We start from the raw sequence: 21,943 nt of genomic DNA on the forward strand, positions 1-21,943 counted from the left end.
CGGACCAGCCGCGTCAGGAAGTGCAAACCCCGCCCACCGACACTTCGGTCCAATCGGCAACAATGGGAGGATTCCGCATGAGAATCGCGATTCTGGACGACTATCAAGGCGTTGCGCTGGGCCTGGCCGACTGGGATTCGCTCCCCGCCGAGGTGCATGTCTTCGCTGAAGCCTTCGAGAACGAGGAGGCGGTTGTGATGGCGCTCGCCGAGTACGAGGTAGTGGTGGCCATGCGAGAGCGGACCCCTTTCCCCTCCTCAACCCTCAAAGGATTGCCCCGTCTGAAGTTGCTCGTCACCACCGGGCCGGTCAACGCGGCAATCGATCTGGATGCCGCACACCGTCTGGGTATCACCGTGTGCGGTACGGGGTATTTCTCGTACCCGACGGTTGAACTCACCTGGGGACTCATTCTTTCCGCAGCACGCCTGATCCCACAGCAGGTCGACTCCGTTCGCCGAGGTGGATGGCAAGAGGGGCTGGGGGTGAGTCTCAGGGGTGCCACTCTGGGAGTTCTGGGCCTCGGGCGACTGGGGACTGCGGTAGCGGAGATTGGACGCGCTTTCGGCATGGAGACCATCGCCTGGAGCAAGAACCTGATCCCCGCGGACGCGCAGGCGAAAGGAACGACATACGTTTCGCGAGACGAATTGTTCACGCGCTCCGATGTGTTGAGTATTCACGTAGTACTCAGTGAACGCACGCGCGGCCTCGTCGGTGAGCGTGAACTGGGCCTCATGAAGTCGACGGCGATTTTGGTGAACACCTCGCGTGGGCCTGTGGTGGACGAGGCGGCGCTGCTCAGGGCGTTGGTCGAGAAGAGGATCGGTTCAGCGGCGCTGGATGTCTTCGATCGCGAGCCTCTGCCGGCCGACCACGCTCTGCGTTCACTGAGCAATGCTGTGGTGACACCTCACATCGGCTACGTAAGTCGGGATCTGTACGAGGTCTTCTATCGGGACGCGGTCGAGGACATCGCCGCGTGGAATGCCGGGACACCTGTTCGCATGCTGTCTTGACGGTCTTCACCCACGAGATCACCGCCATCCACGTCGCCTCTCGCCAGACCCACGGCGTCCCGCGCACCCACGCCGAACTGCGGCGTGTGGGACAGCGCGTGAACCGCGAGCGGGTCGCCCGAGTCAACGCTGAGGGGACTGGGTGAGGGTAGCTCTGAGCTGCCTGGTGGGCTCGTCGGCGAGGACTTCGCTCCGGCCGTCGGCAATCGCTTGCATACCGTCGACCAGACGGCCGAGTTCCTGCTGTCTTGGACCGCGTGCCGTTGCGGAAGCAGGCCGCCGCGCTTCAGCGGGGGTCAGACCTCCGCACGAGGTGGCTCTGCCCTCGGGATCAGGGCCACGGCGGATCGCGCCGCCTGCTCGAGCGTCGTGGCGTCGACATCCGCCTTGGCGATGGAATCGATGCCCCTGATGACGCTCAGCAGCAGATACCCCAGAGCCGAGGAGTCGACATGGTCGGCCACTTCCCCTGCGTCCTGGGCGTCGCGGATCGCGCCCGCGAGGACGCCGGCGAGATCGTCGAACGCGCGGCGGGCCGTCTGCGCCACCTCCTCGTCCTCACCGGCACGGTCCACGGTGACCTTGGTGAGGAAGAATCCACGGTGGGGCGACTCGCCGGCGAAGGCGAGGGCGAGGGAGACGAGGTAGTACTCGAGTCGCGCCATGGGTGAGGGAAGCGCAGCTTTCGGGCCGCCCTGCAGCTGCTCGCGGGCCTGGGCGACGAGGTCTCGGCAGTAGTCGGAGAAGACACGCACGTACAGGTTGCTTGAGCGTGGGATCGACCTAGACATCGCGCCGCCCCAGTGAGGCCGCTCGATGTTCGGCATCCCAGGGAACTCCCGATCAGACTCCCCGGCATCGCAATGGGGCCGGCGCTGTCAAGCTCCGTGAGGCGTTCGAGCACCGGTCTGCTCGCCCATCCATGACGCGGCGAAGCGCGTCCAGGTCGATGCCGCTCCAGCCCCATGAGCAAGGCCCAGGCTGTGGGGGCCGTGGGGGAAGACGTGCACCGAGTGGGGCACGTTGTCGGCGGCCAACGCCGCAGCAAGGCGATACGTGTGTTCCGGCGGAACGTAAGGATCCTCCGCCGTGTGCCAGAGGAAGAACGGAGGAGCCGACGAAGTGACCAACGCGTCGAGCGAGAGCGAACGACGCAGCTCCGGCGACGCGTCCTCACCCAGCAGAATGAGCCGCGAAGGACGGTACGTCTCGGTCTCCATCGACGTGATCGCATAGCCGAGAACGGCGAACTGAACCGATGTCCGCTCATCGACGTCCGAAGCGAGGGCCGCCAGGCCCGCGAGGTGCCCACCGGCCGAGAAGCCCACGACCCCGATCGTGTCGGCCCCCTTGTCCCGCAGGCGCCGGATCTCGGTCTGAAGTGCCGCGAGCGGCGCTGGATGCCGCGAGTGGAGCGGATACCGGAACACGCTCGCCTCCAAGCCCAAACCGATCAGCCAATCGACGATCGGCTCGGCCTCGTGAGCGGCGTGCACCTCATAACCGCCCCCTGGCAACACGATCACATGCGCGGCCATCTCATCGTCCTCTTTCGTCGACCGAGCGAACCGCTCGGGCACACGAGCCGAGCGAACTCGTCCACGGCTCGCACGGAGCCGTCACCGACACGGTCGCACCCCGAAGCGGCGGCGCACAGGACATCAGCGCCTGCCGAGGAGTGCACCACGCGGCCGACGTTTTCATCATCGACGCAGGCATTGCCGCCGGTCCCGCGTTCGGGCCCCTTCGCCGCCCGTCACATCGCCGACTCCCGTAGACGCCGTCCTCGCGCAGGATCTTGCCGGCCAGGAGCTTCGGGATCTGGTCCAGGAACTCGACCCGCCCGACCTTCGTGTACGGCGCGACCCTGGCCGCGACGAACGCGTGGATCTCCTCGGCATCCAGACCGGGGGGCGCGGCGCACGACGAATGCCTTGGGCACTTCTTCTCCATCGTGGTGCACCCCCACCACAGCGACGTCGGCGATCGTGGCAGCGGTCGCCCAGGGGTTGTCGAGAGAGCCGCGCATGATGTTCGGACCGCGGCACCACAAGTCGCCCTGAGTTCCGGGCCCGCCCTTGGACAGGCCGTCGAAGCCGGTCTCCCGGACCGGGCCGGCGCACCCCGGGCTGGGCCGAGCACGATGATCTCCTCCACCCGGACCTTGCCCTCGGCGACCGCGACGCGCGCCCGGTCCAGGAAATCGGCGGAGGCGAACAGCACCCGGGCGCCGGAATCGCGGAGTTGATGGGCCAGTTCGGCCGGCGCGTAGAGCGCATTGCCGGTGCGCAAACGGCGCCGGCGCTCAGCACACCGTGGAAGACCGCGGGGCAGTCCGGGCAGTTGGGAGAGAAGTCGACGGCCACGTCGTGGCGGCCCAGACCGCGCTCGGCCACACCAGCCGCGACCCGGCCGATTGCGGCGGTCAACTGACCGTAGGTGCAGCCACGACGGAAGGTGTCGATGACGGCAGGGCGGTCGGCGTCATCGGTGCCGAGTTCGGCGAACGGGTACTCCGGCAGGCAGGCCTCCGGGATGGCGATGTCCGGGTAGGGACCGCGGATGATCAACGCACTCCTCGGCTCTCGGAAGTCAGCGTGCGGCAGTGGGCGCGGGTCGGGGCTCCTTCGGCAGACCGAGCACCAGCTCCCCGACGATGCCGCGTTGGATCTGGGAGGAGCCTGCGTAGATCGTGCCGGCGCGGGCGTTGAGGTAGACGCTGGTCCAGGACGCGGACGAGTTCGGCGCACCGGGGTCGTCGGTGTGGAACCAGTTCGGCGAGGACCGCCCGGTCGGGGTCAGCGCGTCCAGGCCGAGGACGTCCACGGCCAGCTCGGTGGCCCGCTGGTGGTACTCGCTCCAGAGCAGCTTGAACGCGGCGGCGGGGCCGGGCTCCTCTCCGGCGATCAGTGTGGCGGCGGCGCGCAGCCCGTGGCAGCGCAGTGGCTCGACCTGGACATGGCACCAGGCGATCCGACGGCGGATGTCGGGGGCGCGGTGCAGCCCGCGCTCCCGGACCAGCTCGATCAGCCGGTCCAGCTCGTCGCGGAAGCGGATCGGTGCCTTGAGCGCGGTCGCGCCGCGCTCGAAGCCCAGTAGCGTCATCGCAACCGTCCAGCCGCGGTCGACCCCTCCCACGACCAGGCCGAGTTCGGTTGTCGCGTTGTCGAAGAAGACCTCGTTGAAGTCCGCCTCGCCGGTGAGGTTGCGGATCGGGCGGATGTCGATACCAGGTTGGTCCAAGGGGACCAGGAGCATGCCGATGCCGCGGTGCGCCGGGGCGTCGGGATTGGTCCGGGCCAGGACGAACGTCCAGTTCGCCTTGTGTGCGCCGGAGGACCACAGCTTCTGCCCGTTCAGTACCCACTGGTCGCCGTGCGGTTCGGCCCGCGGGGAGAGCGAGGCCAGGTCCGAGCCGGCGCCCGGCTCGGAGAAGCCCTGCGCGAAGACGTACTCGCCGGAGACAATCCTCGGCAGAAACCGACGCAACAGGCTCGGGTCGCTCCAGCGCAGCATGGTGTTGCCCAGCATGGTGATGCCGAACTCGTCGTTGTCCGAGCCGTACGGAATGCCGGCTGCGGTCAGCTCCTCGATGACGACGACCAGTTCCGCCGGTCCGAGGCCGGCGCCGCCGTACTCCCGCGGCCATGCCGGGGCGACCCAGCCGCGCTCGGCGAGCGCGGTCCGCGTCTTCTCCTGGAACGTCCCGCGCTCGATCGGGTCGAGGGCGCCGATGCCCCGCCAGTCCCGCGGGACCAGGTCCGCCACGAACGCCTGCACCGAAGCGCGGAAGCGCTCCGCCCGCTCGCTGCCTGCGGTTCCACCACACCCTCCCGGCGTCTTCGGTAAGCGAATGACCAGAACAGTTGCGTAGATAGACTCACTAGTCAATGCTGGGCGCCGTGGATTTCCCCGACGCGAGGAGGGCCCCCGATGCGCTTCGCGCCAACCGACGAACAGCTCGAACTGAGCCGGACCGCATCGCGGTTGCTCGCCGCCCACGCCCGCAGGAACACCCTTCCTCCGCCTTGGGAAGCCATCCCCCAGACCCTCAGCCGTGAGCTGTGGGCCTCACTCGCCGACCTCGGACTGCTCGGCCTGGCCGTGCCCGAGAGACTGGGCGGCTCGGGTGGCGGCGTAGCGGACCTGTGTGTCCTGGCCGAGCGGGTGGGTGCGGCCCTGCCGACCCTCCCGTTCGCCGCCACCGCGACCGTCGCCGCAGTGCTGGCCGAGCACGCCGACAGTCCCGCCACGCGGGCCGCGCTGGCCGACGTCGTGAGCGGCTCCACCGTCGCCGTACCGGCCTGGGAGACCTTCCCTGCCGACATGGTGCCCGGTCGGCGAGCGGGCTCACTGACGCTGAACGGCTCGGCGGCGCACGGCATGCTGGCAGCGGTGCCGTTCGGCCTCGACGCCGAACTGTTGCTGGCTTTCGCCGACGAGGGCAGTGCCCCGGCGCGGCCGGTCCTCGTGGAGCTCGCCGAACCGACCACCGCGCGGACCTCCGTGGAGTCGCTGGACGTCACCGAGCCGATGGCGAGCCTGCGGCTGACCGGCGCGCCCGCCCTACCGCTCGGGCCGCTCGGCGCACCTACGGCCGCCCGCCTGCTCACCGTGCTGGCGGCCGAGCTCATCGGCACCGGGCGACGCGCGCTGGAGGGCGCCGTTGAGTATGCCGGGCAGCGGCGGCAGTTCGGGCGGCCGATCGGATCGTTCCAGGCCATCAAGCACGTACTCGCCGACCGATCCGTCCAGCTCGACGCCGCCTGGATGCTCGTCCGGGGGGCGGCCCACTCCCTCGACGGCAAGCGTGCTGACGCCGACGTGGCGGCTCGTACCGCGCTCGCGGCGGCGGCCGACGCGGTCGAGGCAGTGACGGCCGACGCCCTGCACACCCATGGTGGCGTCGGTTTCACCTGGGAGCACCGGTCCCACGTACTGCTCAGGCGCGCCCGTGCGCGGCGCTCACTACTCGGCTCACCGGCCCACCGGCTCGACGTACTCGCCGAGCGCCTACTCGGATCGGCGCATGGGTCCTGACATCGGCCTTACGGGCTGTCACATCGCGGCGAGCGGCCCGCGACCGCGCGGTTGGCGGGCTGCGCCAGTTGCCCGCCGGCGCCGCAGCCCACGACCTGACACAAAGTCCATCTACACAACGTGACTGTTCAGATCCCTACTCTACGGGGATCCTCACTACCGAACGAGGAGGCCGCCGGGCCATGGAATGGACAGGCGCGCGCTACGCGGACAAGCCGACGGTCGAGGTGCCGATCTGGATCGCCGCCCCGCCGGAACGTGTATGGGGGCTGGTGACCGACATCGAGCTGATGCCGAGCCTGAGTGCGGAGTTGCAGTCGGTGGAGTGGCTGGACGGGGCGACACAGCCCGCGCCGGGGGTGCGCTTCGTGGGCCGGAGCAGCCACGAGGCGCTGGGTGAGTGGGCCACCACCTCCCACGTGGTGGAGTACGAGCCTCCCAGGGTGTTCGCCTGGGCGGTTGAGGACCCCGAGCAACCTTCGGCGATCTGGCGATTCACCCTCGACCCCGACGACGGCGGGACGCTGCTGCGGCAGTGGATGCAGCTGGGACCGGGCCGCTCCGGTCTTTCGTTCGCCATTGACCGCATGCCGGAGAAGGAACAGAAGATCGTCTTCGTGCGGATGCGGGAGTTCGAGACCAACATCGGCGTCACTCTCACGGCGATCAAGAAGCTTGCGGAGAAGTCCGGAAAGGCGAGTGTGTGATGCGTACGTCGACCACGATCGAGGCATCCGGGGGCAGCTGGCCCGAGACGGTGGACTTCGTCATCGAGGCGGAGAAGCTGGGCCTGGACATCTGCTGGGTGGCGGAGGCGTGGGGTTCCGAGGCACCGTCGCCGCTGGGGTATCTCGCCGCCCGGACGGAGCGCATGCTGCTCGGCTCCGGGATCATCCAGCTCGCCACCCGCACGCCGACGGCCATCGCCCGAGCGGCGATCACCCTGTCGCAGATCTCCCAGGGGCGCTTCCTGCTGGGACTCGGCCCATCCGGCCCGCAGGTGATCGAAGGACTGCACGGCGTACCCTTCGACCGGCCGCTGTCACGGATGCGGGAGACCGTCGAGATCGTGCGGCAGGCCGCCGCGGGCGAGAAGGTCCTCCACACCGGGCGGGAGTTCCGGATCCCGCTGCCCGGCAAGGATGCCAAGCCCATGCGCCTGTCCATGCGCGCCGAGCACGACATCCCGATCTACCTGGCGACCCTCTCGCCCAGGATGCTGCACCTGACCGGTGAGATCGCCGACGGCTGGCTCGGCACCAGCTTCGTGCCCGAGGGCGCCAAAGGGGCCTACTTCGACCACCTGGACGCGGGCCTCGCCGCTTCCGGCCGCGCACGCGCGGACTTCGACATCTGCCAGGGCGCCGAGGTGGCCTTCGCCGAGGACGAGGACGCACTGCGGACGATGGTGGCCGGCCGGAAGAAGGAACTGGCCTTCAGCCTGGGCGGCATGGGCTCCGCGAGCACCAACTTCTACAACAACGCCTACAGCCGCCAGGGCTGGGCCGACGTCGCCGCCGAGGTCCGCGAGCGCTGGCAGGCCGGCGACCGGGACGGCGCGGCCGAACTGGTCACCGACGAGATGGTGCTGGGCACCACGCTCATCGGCACCGAGGACATGGTGCGGGACCGGCTGCGGGTGTGGCGCGACGCCGGCGTCGACACCGTTCGCTTCTACCCCGCCGGCGAGACGCTGGACGCCCGGCTCACCACCCTGGGCCGGGCCCTCGACCTGGTCCGCGCCATGGAACGCGAGCCGGGCCGGTAGAACGTAATGCTGTTCGCAGTGCCGTACGACGGTCATGCGGAGCCGGTCGCGTCGCTGCGCGCCCAATCCGCGGGCAAGGTGGCACTCAGCTGCGGGACCCCGCTCGGCTTCGACAAGCGGGGTCCCGACAGCCTGAACGTCGACCGATGGAAGCGTCGCCATCGATCTGGTACTCGACCACCGTTGCGTGTCGCCGCGGTGGCGAACACGCCTGCGGATACCCACCGCCCGGCTTGCGAATCCACGGTCTGAAATGCCGAGTCCTATGGTGAGACCTCTATGCTGAGGCCATGAGGCGGACCTCTTTCGCGAACTGGCCGTGCTCAGTCGCGCGGACCATGGACATGCTCGGGGACTGGTGGACGCCGCTGGTCCTGCGGGAGGCCTTCTACGGGATCAAACGGTTCGACGCGTTCCAGCAGGAGCTCGGCATCGCTCGCAACACCTTGACCGACCGTCTCCGTCGCCTGGTCGATGAGGGCCTCATGGAGAAGAAGGCCTACCAGCACGAGCCGGTGCGCTACGACTACGTGCTCACGGAGAAGGGGCGCGACTTCTTCGGCGTGCTGGCCGCCATGAACACCTGGGGCAACCGCTGGCTCAGCGGCGAGCAGGGACCGCCGGTGGTCTTCCACCACGACCGCTGCGGTCACCAGAGCGACGCCGAGGTCGTTTGCGCCTCGTGCAAGGAACCGATGACAGCCGACGACACCCACCCGCGCCTCGGCCCTGGTTATCCCCAGCACCTCGCCGAGCGCCCGGACATCCAGAGTCGTTTCACCGCCTGAGAGGGGCCCAGGCCCTCAACGACGCCGAGGCAGTCGCGGCGCGTCCGGGGGCGTTCCCGTGCGGACCGCGTCTTTTCACGGCGGAGGCTGTCGTCCAGGGGGCGGTCCGGCAAACGACGGTCGCGGTCACGCAGGCCTCGACGAACCGGGTCACACGGCTGCGTCGTCGGCGGCGGCGGTCAGGCCCCATCACTTCTGGCGTCGAGCCGCTCCGACAGACAGCGGCACGTCACTTCGGGGCTCGGTGGCCGCTCTGCCGGGTCCTTGCCTGCCTTGCTGCGGTTCGATGCGGCGTCACCGGGGCTGCCCACCCCGCACGGCCTCGCCGGTCACCGACGGCGGCCCGTCGGCGACCGGAGGCACCTCAGCCCTGGCCTGAGCCTGGCCGCGCACAACGCCGTACTCGCGGCGAAGCGGTTGGCCTCCGTGGCGGAGTCGGTCATCCGGTGCAGCCGGCACCCGTATGCCACGGACTCGGCTGCGCTGAGGTCGTGCGCGGTCGCCGAGGCGTAGATCTTCTGTGCCGTGCCGCAAGGCTGACGCGCAGGGGTCGCCGGGCAAATTGTCACGAGAGCACCAAATCGGTAAGAAACGTGGTATTCCGCGCCCAGTGGCGATGCCTCCGCTGCGACCTAGCGTCGTACGTACTGACGCCATCGGATTCTCGATCGAGATCGAATCGATCTGAAGGAGCGGAACTTGACTTCTCCCCTTCCTGAAGGGAGGGGATTCTTACGGCTCGCGCCGTGAGGGTTTCTGCTTCGTTGCCGACTGCCCGTCCGGAGTCCTCCGTTGAGGTCTTACACCAGCTCCACAGACTGTCACCGCCAGCCCGGCGGCCAGGAGGTTGTGCGCCGCGTTCACGTCCCGGTCGTGGGTCACGCCACAGTCGCACGTCCACGTGCGGACGTGCAGCGGCATCGTGTCCCGCAACCGCGTGCTCCAGCGGCCGGACACCGTGATCGCCGCCGGGCACTTCACGGACGACGTGTTCGGCCGTGTCACTTCGGTGGGCGACGCGCACGCCTGGGCTCCCGTCGGCGAGGCGCCGAACGCGATCGGCAACTGAGCCGCACACATCACGGCCCCCGGTTCTCTCACGTCACTCAAGTAACCCACCTCACTCACATCAGGAGTCTCACCTCATGTCAGTGCCTCAGAAGCCCCACATGTTCGGGGCAACCACCACCGCCGCCGAGACAATCGATGGCGTCGACCTGCACGGCCGCCGAGCCGTGGTGACCGGAGCCAGTTCCGGAATCAGGGTGGAGACGGCCCGGGCGCTCGCCTCGGCTGGCGCCGACGTCACCCTGGCCGTACGGGACACCGACGCGGGCGCCCGTGCAGTGGCGCGCCTGGAGGCTGAACTCCCCTCCGCGTCGGGGAAGTTGACAGTGGGACGGCTCGACCTGGCCGACCGGTCGACGATCGCCGCGTTCGTGGCCGACTGGACGGGCCCGTTGCACATCCTGGTCAACAACGCCGGAGTGATGGCCCCGCCGCAACTCATCCGCACGCCTGACGGCCGGGAATTGCAGTTCTCCGTCAATCACCTGGGCCACTTCGCGCTCGCCGTCGGCCTCCACCCGGCGCTCGCGGCGGCGGACGGCGCCCGGATCGTCTCGGTCGCCTCGATCGGCCACCTCTTCTCCCCCGTCGTCTTCGACGACCTCGACTACCGCTTCCGGCCGTACGACCCCTGGACCTCCTACGGGCAGTCGCAGACCGCCAACGTCCTGTTCGCCGTCGGTGCCGCCGAGCGATGGGCCGACGACGGCATCACCGCCAACGCCCTGATGCCGGGGAACATCGCCGACACGTCGCTGGCCCGGCACATGGACATGCAGCAGGTGGCCGACTTCATCGCCTCGGGCGAACTCGCACTGCCACCACAGAAGACCGTGGAGCAGGGCGCCGCGACCTCGGTGCTGTTGGCCGCCTCACCGTCGGTGGAGGGCATCACCGGCCGCTACTTCGAGGACTGTGCGCAGTCCGAGCCGGTAGCCGAGCGAGCCGGTGCCGTCGCCGGCGTCGCGCCGTACGCCCTGGACCCGGAGAACGCCGCCCGGCTGTGGTCCGTGTCCGAAGCCCTGGTCCACTAGAGCTCTACGCTGCCGACATGACCTCACGACACTAGTGGACCCGGCTGCGCCGTCAACTGTGGCAGCCTCCGCGCGCCCATGGCGAGCAGCCGCGCGAGCGCGTGGTCGGCCCGCTGGAACTGTTCTACGACCTGGTCGTGGTGGTGCTGGTCGCCCAGGCCGCCCACCACCTGGCCGGGGACCTCGACTGGCACGGTCTGGGTCTGTTCGCCGCGGTGTTCGCGCTGGTGTGGATCGCCTGGTTCAACGGCACCCTCCACCACGAACTGCACGGCCACGAGGATGCCCGCGGCCGGAGCGTGTTTCTGCTGCAGATCCTCGTACTCGTCCCGTCGGGCGCGTTCATCCCCGAGGCAGGCGGCGTACGCGGGATCGCGTTCGCCGTGACCGCGGGGGTGCTGTTCGCGGTGCTGGCGGTGCTGTGGCTGCTCGCCGGACGCGGTGACAGCCCCGAATTCCGCCGCCCCAGCAGGTTGTTCGTGACCGGGACGGCAGCCTGCGCCGTCGTCCTGGGCGCGAGCGCCGCCCTCCCCGCGGACGTCCGCGTACTGACGTGGGGTCTTCTGGCCGTCGCGTACCTGACGGGGTTCGCGGTCATGATCGGTTCGGCCACTCCGGTGCAGGCGGTCGCGCTCAGCGTGACCGACGCGCTCACCGAACGGTTCGGGCTGTTCATCATCATCGTGCTCGGCGAGACCGTGACCCGCGTCGTCGACGGACTGGCCCACGAGCCGACCAACGCACTCACCCTCGCCGTCGGGCTCGTCGCCGTCGTCATCGGCTTCGGTGCCTGGTGGACGTACTTCGACTTCGCCGGGCACCGGCAGCCGAGGCCCACCCGCGCAAGCACCGTGCAGTGGATGCTGGTTCACATGCCGCTCACGGCCGCGGTGGCCGTCATGGGCGCCGCGATGGTCGATCTCGTCGAGCACGCCCACGACAGCCGGACTCCCACCGCCACGGCCTGGGTGCTCTGCGGGGGCGCGGCCGTCGTGCTCTGCGCGACGATGGTGCTCGCGGCCTCCCTGCGCGTCTGGCACGTGGACCGCGGGCTCTACCGGCCGCCGGCCCGCACCTGCGTCGTCGTGGCCGTCATGTGTGTGGGAGTCGGTGCGGCACGCCCGGCTCCCCTCGTCAGGAAGACAACCGGCGCTGAGCCTGCACTCGAAGCACTCCGGACGGTCCTTTCCGGAGGGATCAGTCGATGACGGCGGCCCGCCAGGTCTCCTCGTCGGCAGCCAGGAGAGCCGCGACGAGGGCGGGGTCCGGCAGGGGGCCGTGGTCGGCGGCGACCCGCAGGGCCGAGGCCGCGGTCAGATGGCCCAGCCGCAGGGCGCGATCCACGGGCAGGTGCCGTAGCAGGCCGCTCAGGAATCCGGCGGCGAAGGCGTCTCCGGCGCCGACCGGCTCGGTGACGCGCACGGTCAGGGCAGCCACGCTGTGGACAGCTGCCCCCACGAAGGCGGTGGCGGCGCGGTCCCCGTCCTTCACGACGAGGACGCGCGGGCCGGACAGGAGTTCACGGACCCGTTCGGCGTCGGTGATCCCGTCCCCCCACAGGGCTTGGGCCTCGTCGAGGCCGACGAGCACGATGTCGGCCCGGTCTGCGAGCCGGCGCAGCACGTCGGCGGCGGAGCGGCCGTCCCACAGCGCGGGGCGGTGGTTGACGTCGAAGCTGACGGGCCACGGGCGGTCGGGGCGCAGCGCGTGTTCGACGAGGCCGCGGCAGCCGGGCGACAGGGCGGGAGTGATGCCGCTGAGGTGGACGAGCGCGGCGCCCGTCACCGCCGGGTCGTCGAGCGCGTCGGGGGTGAGGGCCGAGGCGGCGGATCCGGCGCGGTGGTAGTGGACGCGGGTGCCGTGCCCGGCCGGGCCCGGGTCCTTGACCAGCAGTCCGGTGGGCCGCTGCGGGTCGGTGCGGACGCCGCTCACGTCGACGCCGCCCGCGGCGATCCGGGCGCGGATGCGGCGGCCGAAGGGGTCGTCGCCGACCGCGGAGACCCAGCGGGCGGGAATGCCGTGGTCGGCGAGGTAGAGGGCGACGTTCGACTCGGCGCCCGCGATGTCGACGCGCAGCAGGTCGGCGCCGTCCAACGGCCCGAGGGGGTCGGGGGCGAGGGCGGCCATGGTCTCGCCGACGCAGACCACGGGGCCGGGGCGCAGTGGCCGGTGGGTACTCATGGTGGGCTTCCTAGAGAGTGCCGGCGCGATCCGCCGGGGCCGGGGCGGACGGGACCGCGGGGCGGTACGGGGCGGCCGGGGCGCCGGGAACATCGACCCGGAGCGCGAAGACGGCGCCGTCGAGAGGGCCCGGGACGGGCAGGCCGATGTGCGCGCTGGTGACGAGGAGCGTATGGCCGTCGGGGCCACCGAGGCAGAGTCCCGCGGGCTGCCCGGCGGGCAGGTCGACGATCCGGTCGAGGCCCCCGTCGGGGCGATAGCGGTGGACCTGCCCGCTGCCCCAGACGGCGGTCCACAGGCAGCCTTCGATGTCGGTGGTCATACCGTCGGGGCTGCCGGAGCCGAGGGTGACGAAGGGTTCGGGCGTGCCCGGGTCGCCGCTCACGGGGTCGACCGGATAGCGGCGGATGACGCCCCGGGCGCTGTCGGCTAGGTACATGACGGTGCCGTCGGCGCTGAAGGCCGGGCCGTTGGGGATCGTGACGTCCCGCAGGACCCGGGTGACGCGGCCGTCGCGGTCCAGGCGGTAGAGGGAGCCCGCGTCCTGGGTGGCCTCGTACGCCATGCTGCCCGCCCAGAAGCGGCCGTGCGGGTCGGCGACGCCGTCGTTCATCCGCATCGGCACGGGTGCGCCCTCCTCGGGGCGCGCGATCCAGTCGACGCGGCCCGCGGGGTCGATGCGGCAGATGCCGGGGCCCGCCGCCGCGATCCAGTGGCCGGGGTGCCCCTCCACCGGTGCCACGGCGCCCAGCGGGCAGGGCAGTCGGGTGATCGGGGCGAGCGGCGCGTCGGGTCCGTCGGGCAGCGCGAGCAGTCGGCCGGTGAGGATGTCGGTCAGCACGGCGCGGCCGTCCGTCCAGCGGATGCCCTCACCCAGTTCGAGGCGGTCGGTCCCCAGGACCGCGGGGGCGGTCACGGGCGGGCGTCCGCGCGGACGACGTCCAGGAAGGCGCGGGCGCGCTCACGCAGGGCGGTGAGGTCGCCGCCCTCGGCGGCGTCGCCGATCAGGGGCGATCCGACGCCGACGGCTGTGGCTCCCTCGCGCAGGTAGTCGGCGGCCGCCGGCGCGTCCACTCCCCCGACGGGTACGAAGGGCAGGTCAGGGAAGGGTCCGCGCAGGTCCCGCAGATAGCCGGGGCCCCCGGCGCTGCCCGCGGGGAAGAGCTTGAGGGCGTCGGCTCCGAGCCGCTGTGCCTGGAGGATGTCGGTGGGCGTCATCACGCCGGCGAGCACGGGGAGTTCGAGTTCCCGCCCGGTGGCGATGCCGTCGCTGACCCCCGGGGTGACGAGGAAGGCGGCGCCGGCCTTCTGGGCGGCTCGGGCGTCGTCGGAGCTGAGCACGGTTCCGGCGCCGAGCGTCGCGTCGGGGCCGAGCGCCGTGCGGGCCCGCGCGATGACGTCGAGCGCGTCGCGCCCGGAGAGGGAGACCTCGATGAGGGTGACGCCCTCCTCGGCGAGGGTGAGTACGGTGGTCAGCGCGGCGTCCGGGTCGCTGCCGCGGACGATGGCGAGCAGCCGGTGGGCGCGCAACGCGGCGAGCAGGTTCATCCGAGATCCCTTCTGGTGACGGTGGTTCAGGTGCGTCGGGTCGCGGTGACGGTGAGCCGCCAGGTGACCTCACCGGCCGGCGGCACGACGGCGGTGTCGCCGTCGTCCGCCGCGGCGCGGTCGAAGACGCGGCCGAGCATCGGCTCGACGCCGATCGAGCGGTACGGCGCGCCTTGGGGGAAGCCGCCGAGGTTGCGCCAGAGGGCGACCGCGACGGGCTGCCCGTCGGCCTCGACGGACAGGTTCAGCGTGTCGGCGCCGTCGTGCACGGACACCCGGGAGGTGAGGACGACCGCTCCGACAGCGCTCCCGTCGTCCGGGCCGAGTCGGTCCAGCGGTACGCCGTCGACGCTGGGCCAGTTGCCGGCGAGCCAACGGTCGCCCTCGTCCGGGTGGAGCCGGGTCACCGCCGGTCCGACGACGTCGATCCGGGCGGCCGGGGAGAGGTCGAGCAGGGCGTGGGCGGCCCACACGAAGCGGTAGCCGGGCTCGGCGGCGAGCGTGTAGTCGGCGACGACCGCGTCCCCTCGCGCTCCGATGCGCCGGGTCAGGCGGAAGTCGGGGCACTCCGCGACGTCCTCCTCCCCCGCCCTTCGCCAGGGCCGCGACCAGGCGTCCCCGTGGTCGGGCAGCCCGCGCACGGTGGGCACGCACTCCTCCAGGCCGCCGGCGTCGGCGAAGGGGTCACCGGGCCGGACCACGCGGCGGCGGGGCTCGTCGCGGTGCCACAGCCACTCGCGGCCACCGGCGGTCAGCGACGTCCAGCGTCCGCCGTGGTCCGGGTCGGTGGCGACGCGGACGGGCAACCGCGTGGCGCTCACCATTCGGCGAAGGAGCCGTCGACGTGCCGCCAGACGGGGTTGCGCCAGGCGTGACCTGACCGGTCGGCGGCGCGGACCGCGTTCTCGTCGACGGCGATGCCGAGTCCGAGCAGTCCGGTGCGGTGCGCCTGGCCGTCGACGAAGCGGAAGGGCTCGGTGTCGACCAGGTAGGACAGCAGGTCGGCGTCCTTGTTGTAGTGGATGCCCCGACTCTGTTCCTGGATCAGGAAGTTGGGCGTGGCGAAGGCGACCTGGAGACTGGCGGCCAGCGCGATGGGACCGAGCGGGCAGTGCGGCGCCAGGTGGGCCCCGAAGGTCTCGGCGAGCGAGGCGATCCGGGTGACCTCCGATATCCCTCCGGCGTGCGACAGATCGGGCTGGGCCACGGCGACGCCCGCGGTCAGCACCGGGAGGAAGTCGGCCCGTCCGTAGAGCCGTTCGCCGGTGGCCAGCGGCACGGACGAGGCGGCGACAAGGCCGGGCAGCAGGTGTGCCTGCTCGGGCAGGACGGGTTCCTCGACGAACAGCGGGTGCAGCGGGGCCATCTCGTGGAGTACGCGGCGCGCGTTGGCGGCGCTGAAGCGGCCGTGGAAGTCGACGGCGACGTCGCGGTGCGGGCCCAGGGCCTCGCGGGCGGCCGCCACGCGCTCGACGACGGCGGCCGTCTCGGCGGGGCTGCCGATCGGCGGGGTGCGCCCGGCGGCGTTCATCTTGACGGCGGTGAAGCCGGCCTCCACCTGGGCGGTGACCTCCTCCTTGAGCCGCGCGGGTTCGTCGCCGCCGACCCATGCGTACACCCGGACCGTGTCGCGGACCGGGCCGCCGAGCAGGGTGTGCACCGGCACCCCGAGGGCGCGGCCCGCGATGTCCCACAGGGCCTGGTCGATGCCGGCGACGGCGCTGGAGAGGATCGGGCCGCCCCGGTAGAAGCCGCCCTTGCTCAGCACCTGCCAGTGGTCCTGGATACGCAGCGGGTCCTGGCCCACCAGGTACTCGGCCAGCACCTCGACGGCCGACCGGACCACCTCGGCCCGGCCCTCCACCACCGGCTCGCCCCAGCCGACGACGCCGTCGTCGGTCTCGATGCGGCAGAACAGCCACCGGGGCGGGACGAGAAAGGTCTCGACGCGCGCGATCTTCACTGTGCCTGGCCGTCCTTCTCGTCGGTGGAGCCGTCCGTGCCCTCGGGCGTGGACGGACCGCTGAGTTTGTCGAGGTCGCGCGTCGCCTGGTCGAGCAGGGCGCGCATGGCGTGTTCCGCACCGTCGGGGTCCCGGGCGCGCACGGCGTCGAGGACGGCTCGGTGGCTGGGGACCGGGTCCTCGCTGTGGGGGGCGCTGTGCACGAGCCGGTCGCGCTGGGCCAGGCCCGACTCGATGACCATCTCCATGCGTTCCAGCAGTTCGTTGTGGGTGGCCGCGAGCAGCGCCCGGTGGAAGGCGAGGTCGGCCTCGACGGCGTCGCTCGCGCCGCCCTCCCGGCCCATCGATGTCAGTGCCGCCTCCAACGCCTCGAGGTCGGCGTCGGTGCGGCGGGCCGCGGCCAGCCGCACGGCGGCGGGTTCGATGATGCCGCGGACCTCGCCGAGGTTGCGGAGCAGCGCGGGGTCGGCGCCGGTACCGTCGCTCTCGGAGAACTGCCAGCGCAGTACGTCGGCGTCGAGCAGGTTCCAGTCGGAGCGGGGCCGCACGAACGTGCCGCGCTTCTGCCGGGCGTCGACCATGCCCTTGGCCGCGAGCACCTTGAGCGATTCGCGCAGGGCGGTCAGGCTGACGTCCAGTTCGCTCTGCAGGGCCGCCATGTCGAGCGTCGCTCCCTCGGGGATCTCGCCGCTGAGCACCCGGCGGGCAAGGGTCTCCACGGTCTGGCCGTGCACTCCGCGGCGCGCGTATGGCGTCATGTGTTTGCCTTTCTTGCTGGTCGGTCGGTGGCTGGAGCGGTCGGTCCCGTCACGCGGAGGCCTTACTGACGCTCCAGCCGCCGTCCACGAGCAGGCTCGATCCGGTGATGTAGGAGGCCTCGTCGGCGGCGAGGAAGGCGACGGCGGCGGCGACCTCCTCGGGGGTGCCGAAGCGGCGGGCCGCGGTCTCGGCGACGCTGAGCTCGCGCTCGGCCTGCGGGACCCGGTCCCAGGCGGCGGTCAGGATCGGTCCCGGCAGCACGGCGTTGACGCGAACATCGGGGCCGTACTCGACGGCGAGCTGACCGCACAGCGACAGCAGTGCTCCCTTGCTCGCCGCGTACGCCGGGTGGCCGGGGATCCCCCGGTGTGCGTGGACGGAGGAGACGAGCACCACGGCCCCCTGATGTTCGCGCAGGTCGGGCAGGGTGGCCTTGACTCCCAGGAAGGCGCCGGTGAGGTTGACCGAGAGCTGCCGTTCCCAGGAGGCGAGGCTGGTCTCGTGGGCCGGTGCGACCGCCACTGTGTACGCGTTGCTGACCAGGACGCCCACGGGTCCGAAGCTGTGGGCGGCGGTGATCACGCGCCGCCAGTCGTCCTCGCTCGCGACGTCGGCGGCGACGAAGAGGGTCCGGGCCCCGTCCTTGCGCAGCCGCTCGGCGGCTTCCTCGCCGCGTTCGGCGGCGATGTCGACCAGGACGACGGCCGCGCCCTCCGCGGCGAGGCGTGCCGCGGTGGCCGCGCCGATGCCCGACGCGGCGCCGGTGACGACGGCGACGCGGTTGGTGAAGCGGGCGGCTGGGTTCATGAGGTGGGTCGTCTCCTGTTCGAGAGGGAGGTGGGGTGCGGATGTTCGAGAGTCGGTGCGAATTCTTCCGTTGTCGTCACTGCCGGGCCAGCACGGTCAGCTCCGCGTCGTGTCCGGTGGTCCAGGCGAACGGCAGCCCCGAGTGGAGCAGGTACGCGCCGCTGTAGCGGGTGCCGGTCGCGGTGTCGGTGTAGCCGGCGTCCAGCCTCAGGCCGCGCAGTCGGAGCCGGGCGGCCCGGCCGGGCACCAGGGACGCGCCGTCGAGCGGGCCGGTGTTCCAGGCCGTCACCACCAGACGGGCGCCGCCCGGTTCCTCGTACTGGATGCCGCAGGTCGGGTCGGCGGGGCTGCCGAGCAGGCTCACCTCGCCGCGGTGGACGATGTCGCGGATCTCCTTGTAGCGGGCGATCCACTCGGTGGCCTCGGCGCGCTGCTGCGGCGTCCAGTGGCGTATGTCGGCGCCGATGCCCAGGACTCCGGCGATGGAGTTGACGAACCGGAAGGCGAGGGAGCGGGGGCGCGGGTCGAAGACGCCGGGGGCGTCGGTGACCCAGGAGCTCATGGTGTGCGGGGCGTGCGCGTGGAGGTAGCCGTACTGGACGCGCAGCCGGTCCATGGGCGCGGTGTTGTCGCTGGGCCACATCACGTCGGTACGGGCGAGGGTGGCGTGCTCGACGCGGGCGCCGCCGCCGGCGCAGCCCTCGACGGTGACGTGCGGGTGGGCGGTGCGCAGATGGTCCAGGACGCGCAGGTAGCCGGCGACGTGGGCGGCGTCGAGGTCCTGGCGCTCGGGGTCGGGACCGGCCGGGTGGCCGGGGCGGCCGCGCTCGGTGGGCGGCCGGTTCATGTCCCACTTGAGGTAGCTGATGGCGTACGAGCCGAGCAGCCGGTCGAGCGTGCCGATGACGAAGTCCTGGACGTCCTCGCGGCCGAGGTCGAGCAGGAGCTGGTTGCGTACGAGCGTCGCGGGTCGGCCCTCGATCCGGTACACCCACTCGGGGTGCTCCGCGTAGAGTCTGGAGCGGGGGCTGATGCCCTCCGGCTCCACCCACAGGCCGAAGTCCATGCCGAGGGCGCGGACGTCCTCGACGAACCGGTCGAACCCGCCGGGGAATTCGGCCGGGTCCGGGTCCCAGTCGCCGAGACCGCCGGTGTCGTCGGAGCGTCCGGTGAACCAGCCGTCGTCGACGACGAAGAGTTCGGCGCCCAGGTCCGCGGCCGTTTTGGCGAGCTCCAGCTGCCCGGCGGCGTCGACGTCGAAGCCGGTCGCCTCCCACGAGTTGTAGAGGACCTTGCGTGGCCGGTGGATGCGCCCGCCGGTGAGGTGTCGCTCGTAGCGGTGCCAGACGCGGGCCAGTCCGTCGAGCCCGTCCTGGCTGAAGGCGCAGGCCAGCCGGGGTGCGACGAGGGTGGCGCCGGGGGCGAGTCGGACGGCGCCCTCGTGGGGTACGCGCCCGGCACGTACCCGTACGGCGCCGCCGGGCTCGGCGTCGGCGGTGATCCGCCAGTTGCCGGACCACTCCAGGGCGATGCCGTACGTGGGGGTGGCGCCCTCGGCGGGGGCGGCGGCGTCCTGGACCGCGAGCCAGGGGTGGTAGGCGTGCCCGGCCGAACCCTGGGTGCTCTCCATCTCGAAGCGGCCGCGCTCCAGCTCCACGTGCTTCAGCTGGAACTCCTGCGACCACTGTCCGGCCAGGTACGTCAGCCGCGCGCCGCCCTGGACGGGCACATTGACGGCGGCGGAGTCGAAGCGCTCCAGGCGTACCTCGGTCTCGCCGGTGCAGGTCAGCTCCGTCCAGCGCAGCACGACGTCCGTGCCGGGCACCGTCTCGTACCGGAGCGTCGTGCGCAGCCCGAGGACGTCGTCGGCGAACTCCAGGCGCAGCGCCCGGTCGCCGTCCTGCGTGGCGCCGGTGAATCGCCACCAGCTGCCGCGGTCGCCGCCGGGGCGGGAGGCGACCAGGTCGGCGCCGGTGAACGGCCGCAGTCCGTACGGGATGTACTCGGCCGGCGCGGCATCGGCGGGGACGACGAAGTGGGTGCGCCGCGACCAGTCCATGGGCGACGGCCCGTCCTCGACACCGTGCGGGCCCCAGGCGGCGAGTTCGGCCCAGCGGTCGTCGCCGCCGAGGGTGACCGCGTAGGTGGTGGTGTCGGTGCGCAGCAGCCACCGGTCGTGCACGGTCACTTGACGGCTCCGAGGTTCAGTCCGGCCACGAAGTGGCGCTGGAAGCGGAGGAAGACGGCCACCGTCGGGGCGGCGGCGATCACCGAGCCGGCCGCGATCACGTTCCACATGGACACGTACTGGCCCTGCAGCCCGATGAGGGAGGCGGTGATGGGCATCTGGGTGTCGGTGCGCAGCACCGTGATGGCCCACAACAGGTCGTTGAAGATCCAGGTGAACGACAGGGCGGTCAGCGCGGCCAGCGCCGGGCGGGCCAGCGGCAGGATGACCCGCCAGTAGATCTGCCACGGGTTCGCGCCGTCGATGACGGCGGCCTGCTGGATCTCGCCGGGGATCGCGCGCATGAAGCCGTGCAGGACGAAGACGTAGAAGCCGACGCCGAAGCCGACCTGCACGCCGATCAGGGCGTACAACTGGTCGTAGATGCCGAGCAGTTCGCTGAGCTTGGAGACCGGGATCAGCAGGATCTGCGGGGGCAGCAGGTTGCCGCCGAGCATGAGCAGCAGCAGGACGCGCCGGAAGGGCAGGTCGTAGCGGCTGAGCGCGAAGGCCGCCATGGAGGCGAGGCCGAGCGAGAGCAGCACGGTGGGGATGGTGACCAGCATGCTGTTGATGAGGGCGCGCTGCTGGCCGCCGTCCACCCACGCCTGCCGGAAGCTGTCGAAGGTGAACGAGTGCGGCCGGCTGCCGACGCCGTGCGCGGCGATGTCGTCGAACGTCCGGGTGCTGGTGACCAGGACGAGGGCGATCGGCAGCAGCCACAGCGCGGACAGCAGGCCCGCGGAGAGGTGGAAGCCGGCGGTGCGCAGGGCGCGGCCGCTCGGGGCGGGGCGGTGGGGCGCCACGACCTTGGCGGGGCCGGCCCGGCCCGCCGGGCCCTCGGCGTCCTTGAGGTCCGTGGTGGCGTGGGTGGCGGTCATGAGTCGGCCTCCCGGAAGGCACGCACGAGGTAGCTCGCGATGACGCCGAAGGCCAGCACGAAGATGACGACGGCGAGTGCGGAGCCGTATCCCAGACGCAGCGACTGGAACGCGGTGGAGTACATGTAGGTGCTCAGCAGTTCGGAGGAGTGGTACGGGCCGCCGCGGGTGAGCGCCCACACCACGTCGAACGAGCGCAGCGAGTCGATGACGATCACCGAAAGGACGACCGCGTTGACGCTGCGCAGCTGCGGCAGGGTGATGTGCCGGAACTGCTGCAGGCGGGTGGCGCCGTCGACCTTCGCCGCCTCGTACAGCACGGGGTCGATGCCCTTGAGGCCGGCCAGGTACAGCACCATCACGTAGCCGACCTGGCGCCACAGCGCGGGCACGATCACCGCGTAGAAGGCGGTGTCCTGGTCGGCGAGCCACGCGTGCTTCCAGCCACCCAGGCCGATGGCTCCCAGCACGTTGTTGATCAGGCCGTCCGGCTGGTACATGGCCTGCCACACGAGCGCGGTCGCGACCAGTGAGAAGACCACCGGCAGGAAGAGCGCCGCCCGGTAGAACCCGATGCCGCGCCGGTCCTGCTGGAGCAGCAGCGCGGCACCGAGCCCGAGGGCGGCGGACAGCCCGCCGAAGAGCAGCAGCCACAGCACCGTGTTGATCGCAGCGGTGCGGAAGACCTCGTCGTGCACCATCTCGCTGAAGTTGCCGAGGCCGACGAACTTCGGGGCCGACAGACCGTCCCAAGAGGTCAGGGACAGGTAGAAGCCCTGGAGGGCCGGCCAGAAGACCCAGAACGCCTCGACGAGCAGCGGGACGAGGACGAAGGCCAGGACCACCGGGGGCACCCGCGT

General features: G+C 71.3%; 22 protein-coding genes and 2 pseudogenes. 9 read left to right on the plus strand and 15 right to left on the minus strand.

Features of this window, described 5'->3' with window-relative positions:
* The first annotated feature begins 77 nt into the window (after positions 1 to 77).
* The gene (locus tag AAFF41_RS03375; RefSeq protein WP_343323428.1) at positions 78 to 1,019 is read left to right on the plus strand and encodes a D-2-hydroxyacid dehydrogenase family protein; all 942 of its coding nucleotides are present in this window, start codon (positions 78 to 80) and stop codon (positions 1,017 to 1,019) included.
* On the plus strand, positions 983 to 1,165 hold the full coding sequence (locus tag AAFF41_RS51425; protein ID WP_415926020.1) for an IS3 family transposase: 183 nt from the start codon (positions 983 to 985) through the stop codon (positions 1,163 to 1,165). Before AAFF41_RS03375 ends, AAFF41_RS51425 begins: the two co-directional genes overlap by 37 nt.
* 150 nt (positions 1,166 to 1,315) lie before the next feature.
* Here the strand turns inward: AAFF41_RS51425 and AAFF41_RS03380 are convergent, their stop codons facing one another.
* From AAFF41_RS03380 to AAFF41_RS03390, 4 genes and pseudogenes are all read right to left on the minus strand, one after another.
* Positions 1,316 to 1,774 carry a TetR family transcriptional regulator C-terminal domain-containing protein gene (locus AAFF41_RS03380; protein WP_343323429.1) on the minus strand — a complete coding sequence of 153 codons (459 nt, stop codon included), beginning with the start codon at positions 1,772 to 1,774 and terminating at the stop codon, positions 1,316 to 1,318.
* Between the two features lie 123 nt (positions 1,775 to 1,897).
* Positions 1,898 to 2,557, minus strand: coding sequence for an alpha/beta hydrolase (locus AAFF41_RS03385; RefSeq protein WP_343323430.1), 660 nt, complete (start codon positions 2,555 to 2,557; stop codon positions 1,898 to 1,900).
* Positions 2,558 to 3,355: 798 nt separating this feature from the next.
* Positions 3,356 to 3,589, minus strand: a pseudogene (locus AAFF41_RS51430) (hypothetical protein); the annotation flags it as partial.
* Between the two features lie 22 nt (positions 3,590 to 3,611).
* Positions 3,612 to 4,874, minus strand: coding sequence for an acyl-CoA dehydrogenase family protein (locus AAFF41_RS03390; RefSeq protein WP_343326241.1), 1,263 nt, complete (start codon positions 4,872 to 4,874; stop codon positions 3,612 to 3,614).
* Positions 4,875 to 4,952: 78 nt separating this feature from the next.
* On the opposite strand from AAFF41_RS03390, the gene AAFF41_RS03395 reads away from it, so the two are divergent.
* From AAFF41_RS03395 to AAFF41_RS03410, 4 genes are all read left to right on the plus strand, one after another.
* A complete protein-coding gene (locus AAFF41_RS03395; protein WP_319753077.1) occupies positions 4,953 to 6,059 on the plus strand; it encodes an acyl-CoA dehydrogenase family protein in 1,107 nt (368 codons plus the stop codon).
* Between the two features lie 182 nt (positions 6,060 to 6,241).
* Positions 6,242 to 6,766 carry an SRPBCC family protein gene (locus AAFF41_RS03400; RefSeq protein WP_319753078.1) on the plus strand — a complete coding sequence of 175 codons (525 nt, stop codon included), beginning with the start codon at positions 6,242 to 6,244 and terminating at the stop codon, positions 6,764 to 6,766.
* Positions 6,766 to 7,827 carry an LLM class flavin-dependent oxidoreductase gene (locus AAFF41_RS03405; RefSeq protein ID WP_319753079.1) on the plus strand — a complete coding sequence of 354 codons (1,062 nt, stop codon included), beginning with the start codon at positions 6,766 to 6,768 and terminating at the stop codon, positions 7,825 to 7,827. Before AAFF41_RS03400 ends, AAFF41_RS03405 begins: the two co-directional genes overlap by 1 nt.
* A gap of 290 nt (positions 7,828 to 8,117) precedes the next feature.
* A complete protein-coding gene (locus AAFF41_RS03410) occupies positions 8,118 to 8,615 on the plus strand; it encodes a winged helix-turn-helix transcriptional regulator (protein WP_054228522.1) in 498 nt (165 codons plus the stop codon).
* 732 nt (positions 8,616 to 9,347) lie between these two features.
* Here the strand turns inward: AAFF41_RS03410 and AAFF41_RS03415 are convergent.
* Positions 9,348 to 9,602 (minus strand): annotated as a pseudogene (locus AAFF41_RS03415) (zinc ribbon domain-containing protein); the annotation flags it as partial.
* Here AAFF41_RS03415 and AAFF41_RS03420 point away from each other — a divergent pair.
* The 3 genes from AAFF41_RS03420 to AAFF41_RS03430 all read left to right on the plus strand — a co-directional run bounded on the left by AAFF41_RS03420 (position 9,538) and on the right by AAFF41_RS03430 (position 11,925).
* Complete coding sequence (locus tag AAFF41_RS03420; RefSeq protein ID WP_319753123.1) at positions 9,538 to 9,684, plus strand: hypothetical protein; 147 nt, start codon at positions 9,538 to 9,540, stop codon at positions 9,682 to 9,684. The pseudogene AAFF41_RS03415 and the gene AAFF41_RS03420 overlap by 65 nt on opposite strands.
* A gap of 76 nt (positions 9,685 to 9,760) precedes the next feature.
* A complete protein-coding gene (locus tag AAFF41_RS03425) occupies positions 9,761 to 10,717 on the plus strand; it encodes an SDR family NAD(P)-dependent oxidoreductase (RefSeq protein ID WP_343323431.1) in 957 nt (318 codons plus the stop codon).
* Between the two features lie 101 nt (positions 10,718 to 10,818).
* Positions 10,819 to 11,925: a low temperature requirement protein A gene (locus AAFF41_RS03430; RefSeq protein WP_343323432.1), complete on the plus strand. Its 1,107-nt coding sequence runs from the start codon at positions 10,819 to 10,821 to the stop codon at positions 11,923 to 11,925.
* Here AAFF41_RS03430 and AAFF41_RS03435 read toward each other — a convergent pair.
* The 10 genes from AAFF41_RS03435 to AAFF41_RS03480 all read right to left on the minus strand — a co-directional run bounded on the left by AAFF41_RS03435 (position 11,915) and on the right by AAFF41_RS03480 (position 21,937).
* The gene (locus AAFF41_RS03435; protein WP_319753082.1) at positions 11,915 to 12,898 is read right to left on the minus strand and encodes a sugar kinase; all 984 of its coding nucleotides are present in this window, start codon (positions 12,896 to 12,898) and stop codon (positions 11,915 to 11,917) included. The genes AAFF41_RS03430 and AAFF41_RS03435 overlap by 11 nt on opposite strands.
* A 10-nt stretch (positions 12,899 to 12,908) precedes the next feature.
* Positions 12,909 to 13,814, minus strand: a complete 906-nt coding sequence (locus tag AAFF41_RS03440; RefSeq protein WP_319753083.1) for an SMP-30/gluconolactonase/LRE family protein — start codon at positions 13,812 to 13,814, stop codon at positions 12,909 to 12,911.
* On the minus strand, positions 13,811 to 14,446 hold the full coding sequence (locus tag AAFF41_RS03445) for a bifunctional 4-hydroxy-2-oxoglutarate aldolase/2-dehydro-3-deoxy-phosphogluconate aldolase (RefSeq protein WP_319753084.1): 636 nt from the start codon (positions 14,444 to 14,446) through the stop codon (positions 13,811 to 13,813). Before AAFF41_RS03445 ends, AAFF41_RS03440 begins: the two co-directional genes overlap by 4 nt.
* 26 nt (positions 14,447 to 14,472) lie before the next feature.
* Complete coding sequence (locus tag AAFF41_RS03450) at positions 14,473 to 15,270, minus strand: hypothetical protein (protein WP_319753085.1); 798 nt, start codon at positions 15,268 to 15,270, stop codon at positions 14,473 to 14,475.
* Positions 15,264 to 16,409, minus strand: a complete 1,146-nt coding sequence (gene dgoD, locus AAFF41_RS03455) for a galactonate dehydratase (RefSeq protein WP_319753086.1) — start codon at positions 16,407 to 16,409, stop codon at positions 15,264 to 15,266. The genes AAFF41_RS03450 and dgoD overlap by 7 nt, the downstream gene beginning before the upstream one ends.
* Positions 16,406 to 17,167, minus strand: coding sequence for a FadR/GntR family transcriptional regulator (locus tag AAFF41_RS03460; protein WP_319753087.1), 762 nt, complete (start codon positions 17,165 to 17,167; stop codon positions 16,406 to 16,408). The genes dgoD and AAFF41_RS03460 overlap by 4 nt, the downstream gene beginning before the upstream one ends.
* A 49-nt stretch (positions 17,168 to 17,216) precedes the next feature.
* Entirely contained in the window at positions 17,217 to 17,975 is a 759-nt protein-coding gene (locus tag AAFF41_RS03465; RefSeq protein ID WP_181647587.1) for an SDR family NAD(P)-dependent oxidoreductase, read from the minus strand.
* A gap of 76 nt (positions 17,976 to 18,051) precedes the next feature.
* Entirely contained in the window at positions 18,052 to 20,163 is a 2,112-nt protein-coding gene (locus tag AAFF41_RS03470; protein ID WP_343323433.1) for an alpha-galactosidase, read from the minus strand.
* On the minus strand, positions 20,160 to 21,083 hold the full coding sequence (locus AAFF41_RS03475; RefSeq protein WP_319753089.1) for a carbohydrate ABC transporter permease: 924 nt from the start codon (positions 21,081 to 21,083) through the stop codon (positions 20,160 to 20,162). The genes AAFF41_RS03470 and AAFF41_RS03475 overlap by 4 nt, the downstream gene beginning before the upstream one ends.
* Entirely contained in the window at positions 21,080 to 21,937 is an 858-nt protein-coding gene (locus AAFF41_RS03480; RefSeq protein WP_319753090.1) for a carbohydrate ABC transporter permease, read from the minus strand. Before AAFF41_RS03480 ends, AAFF41_RS03475 begins: the two co-directional genes overlap by 4 nt.
* Positions 21,938 to 21,943 lie beyond the last annotated feature (6 nt).

This window comes from Streptomyces mirabilis (assembly GCF_039503195.1).
In the GTDB taxonomy this organism is placed as follows: Bacteria; Actinomycetota; Actinomycetes; order Streptomycetales; family Streptomycetaceae; genus Streptomyces; species Streptomyces mirabilis_D.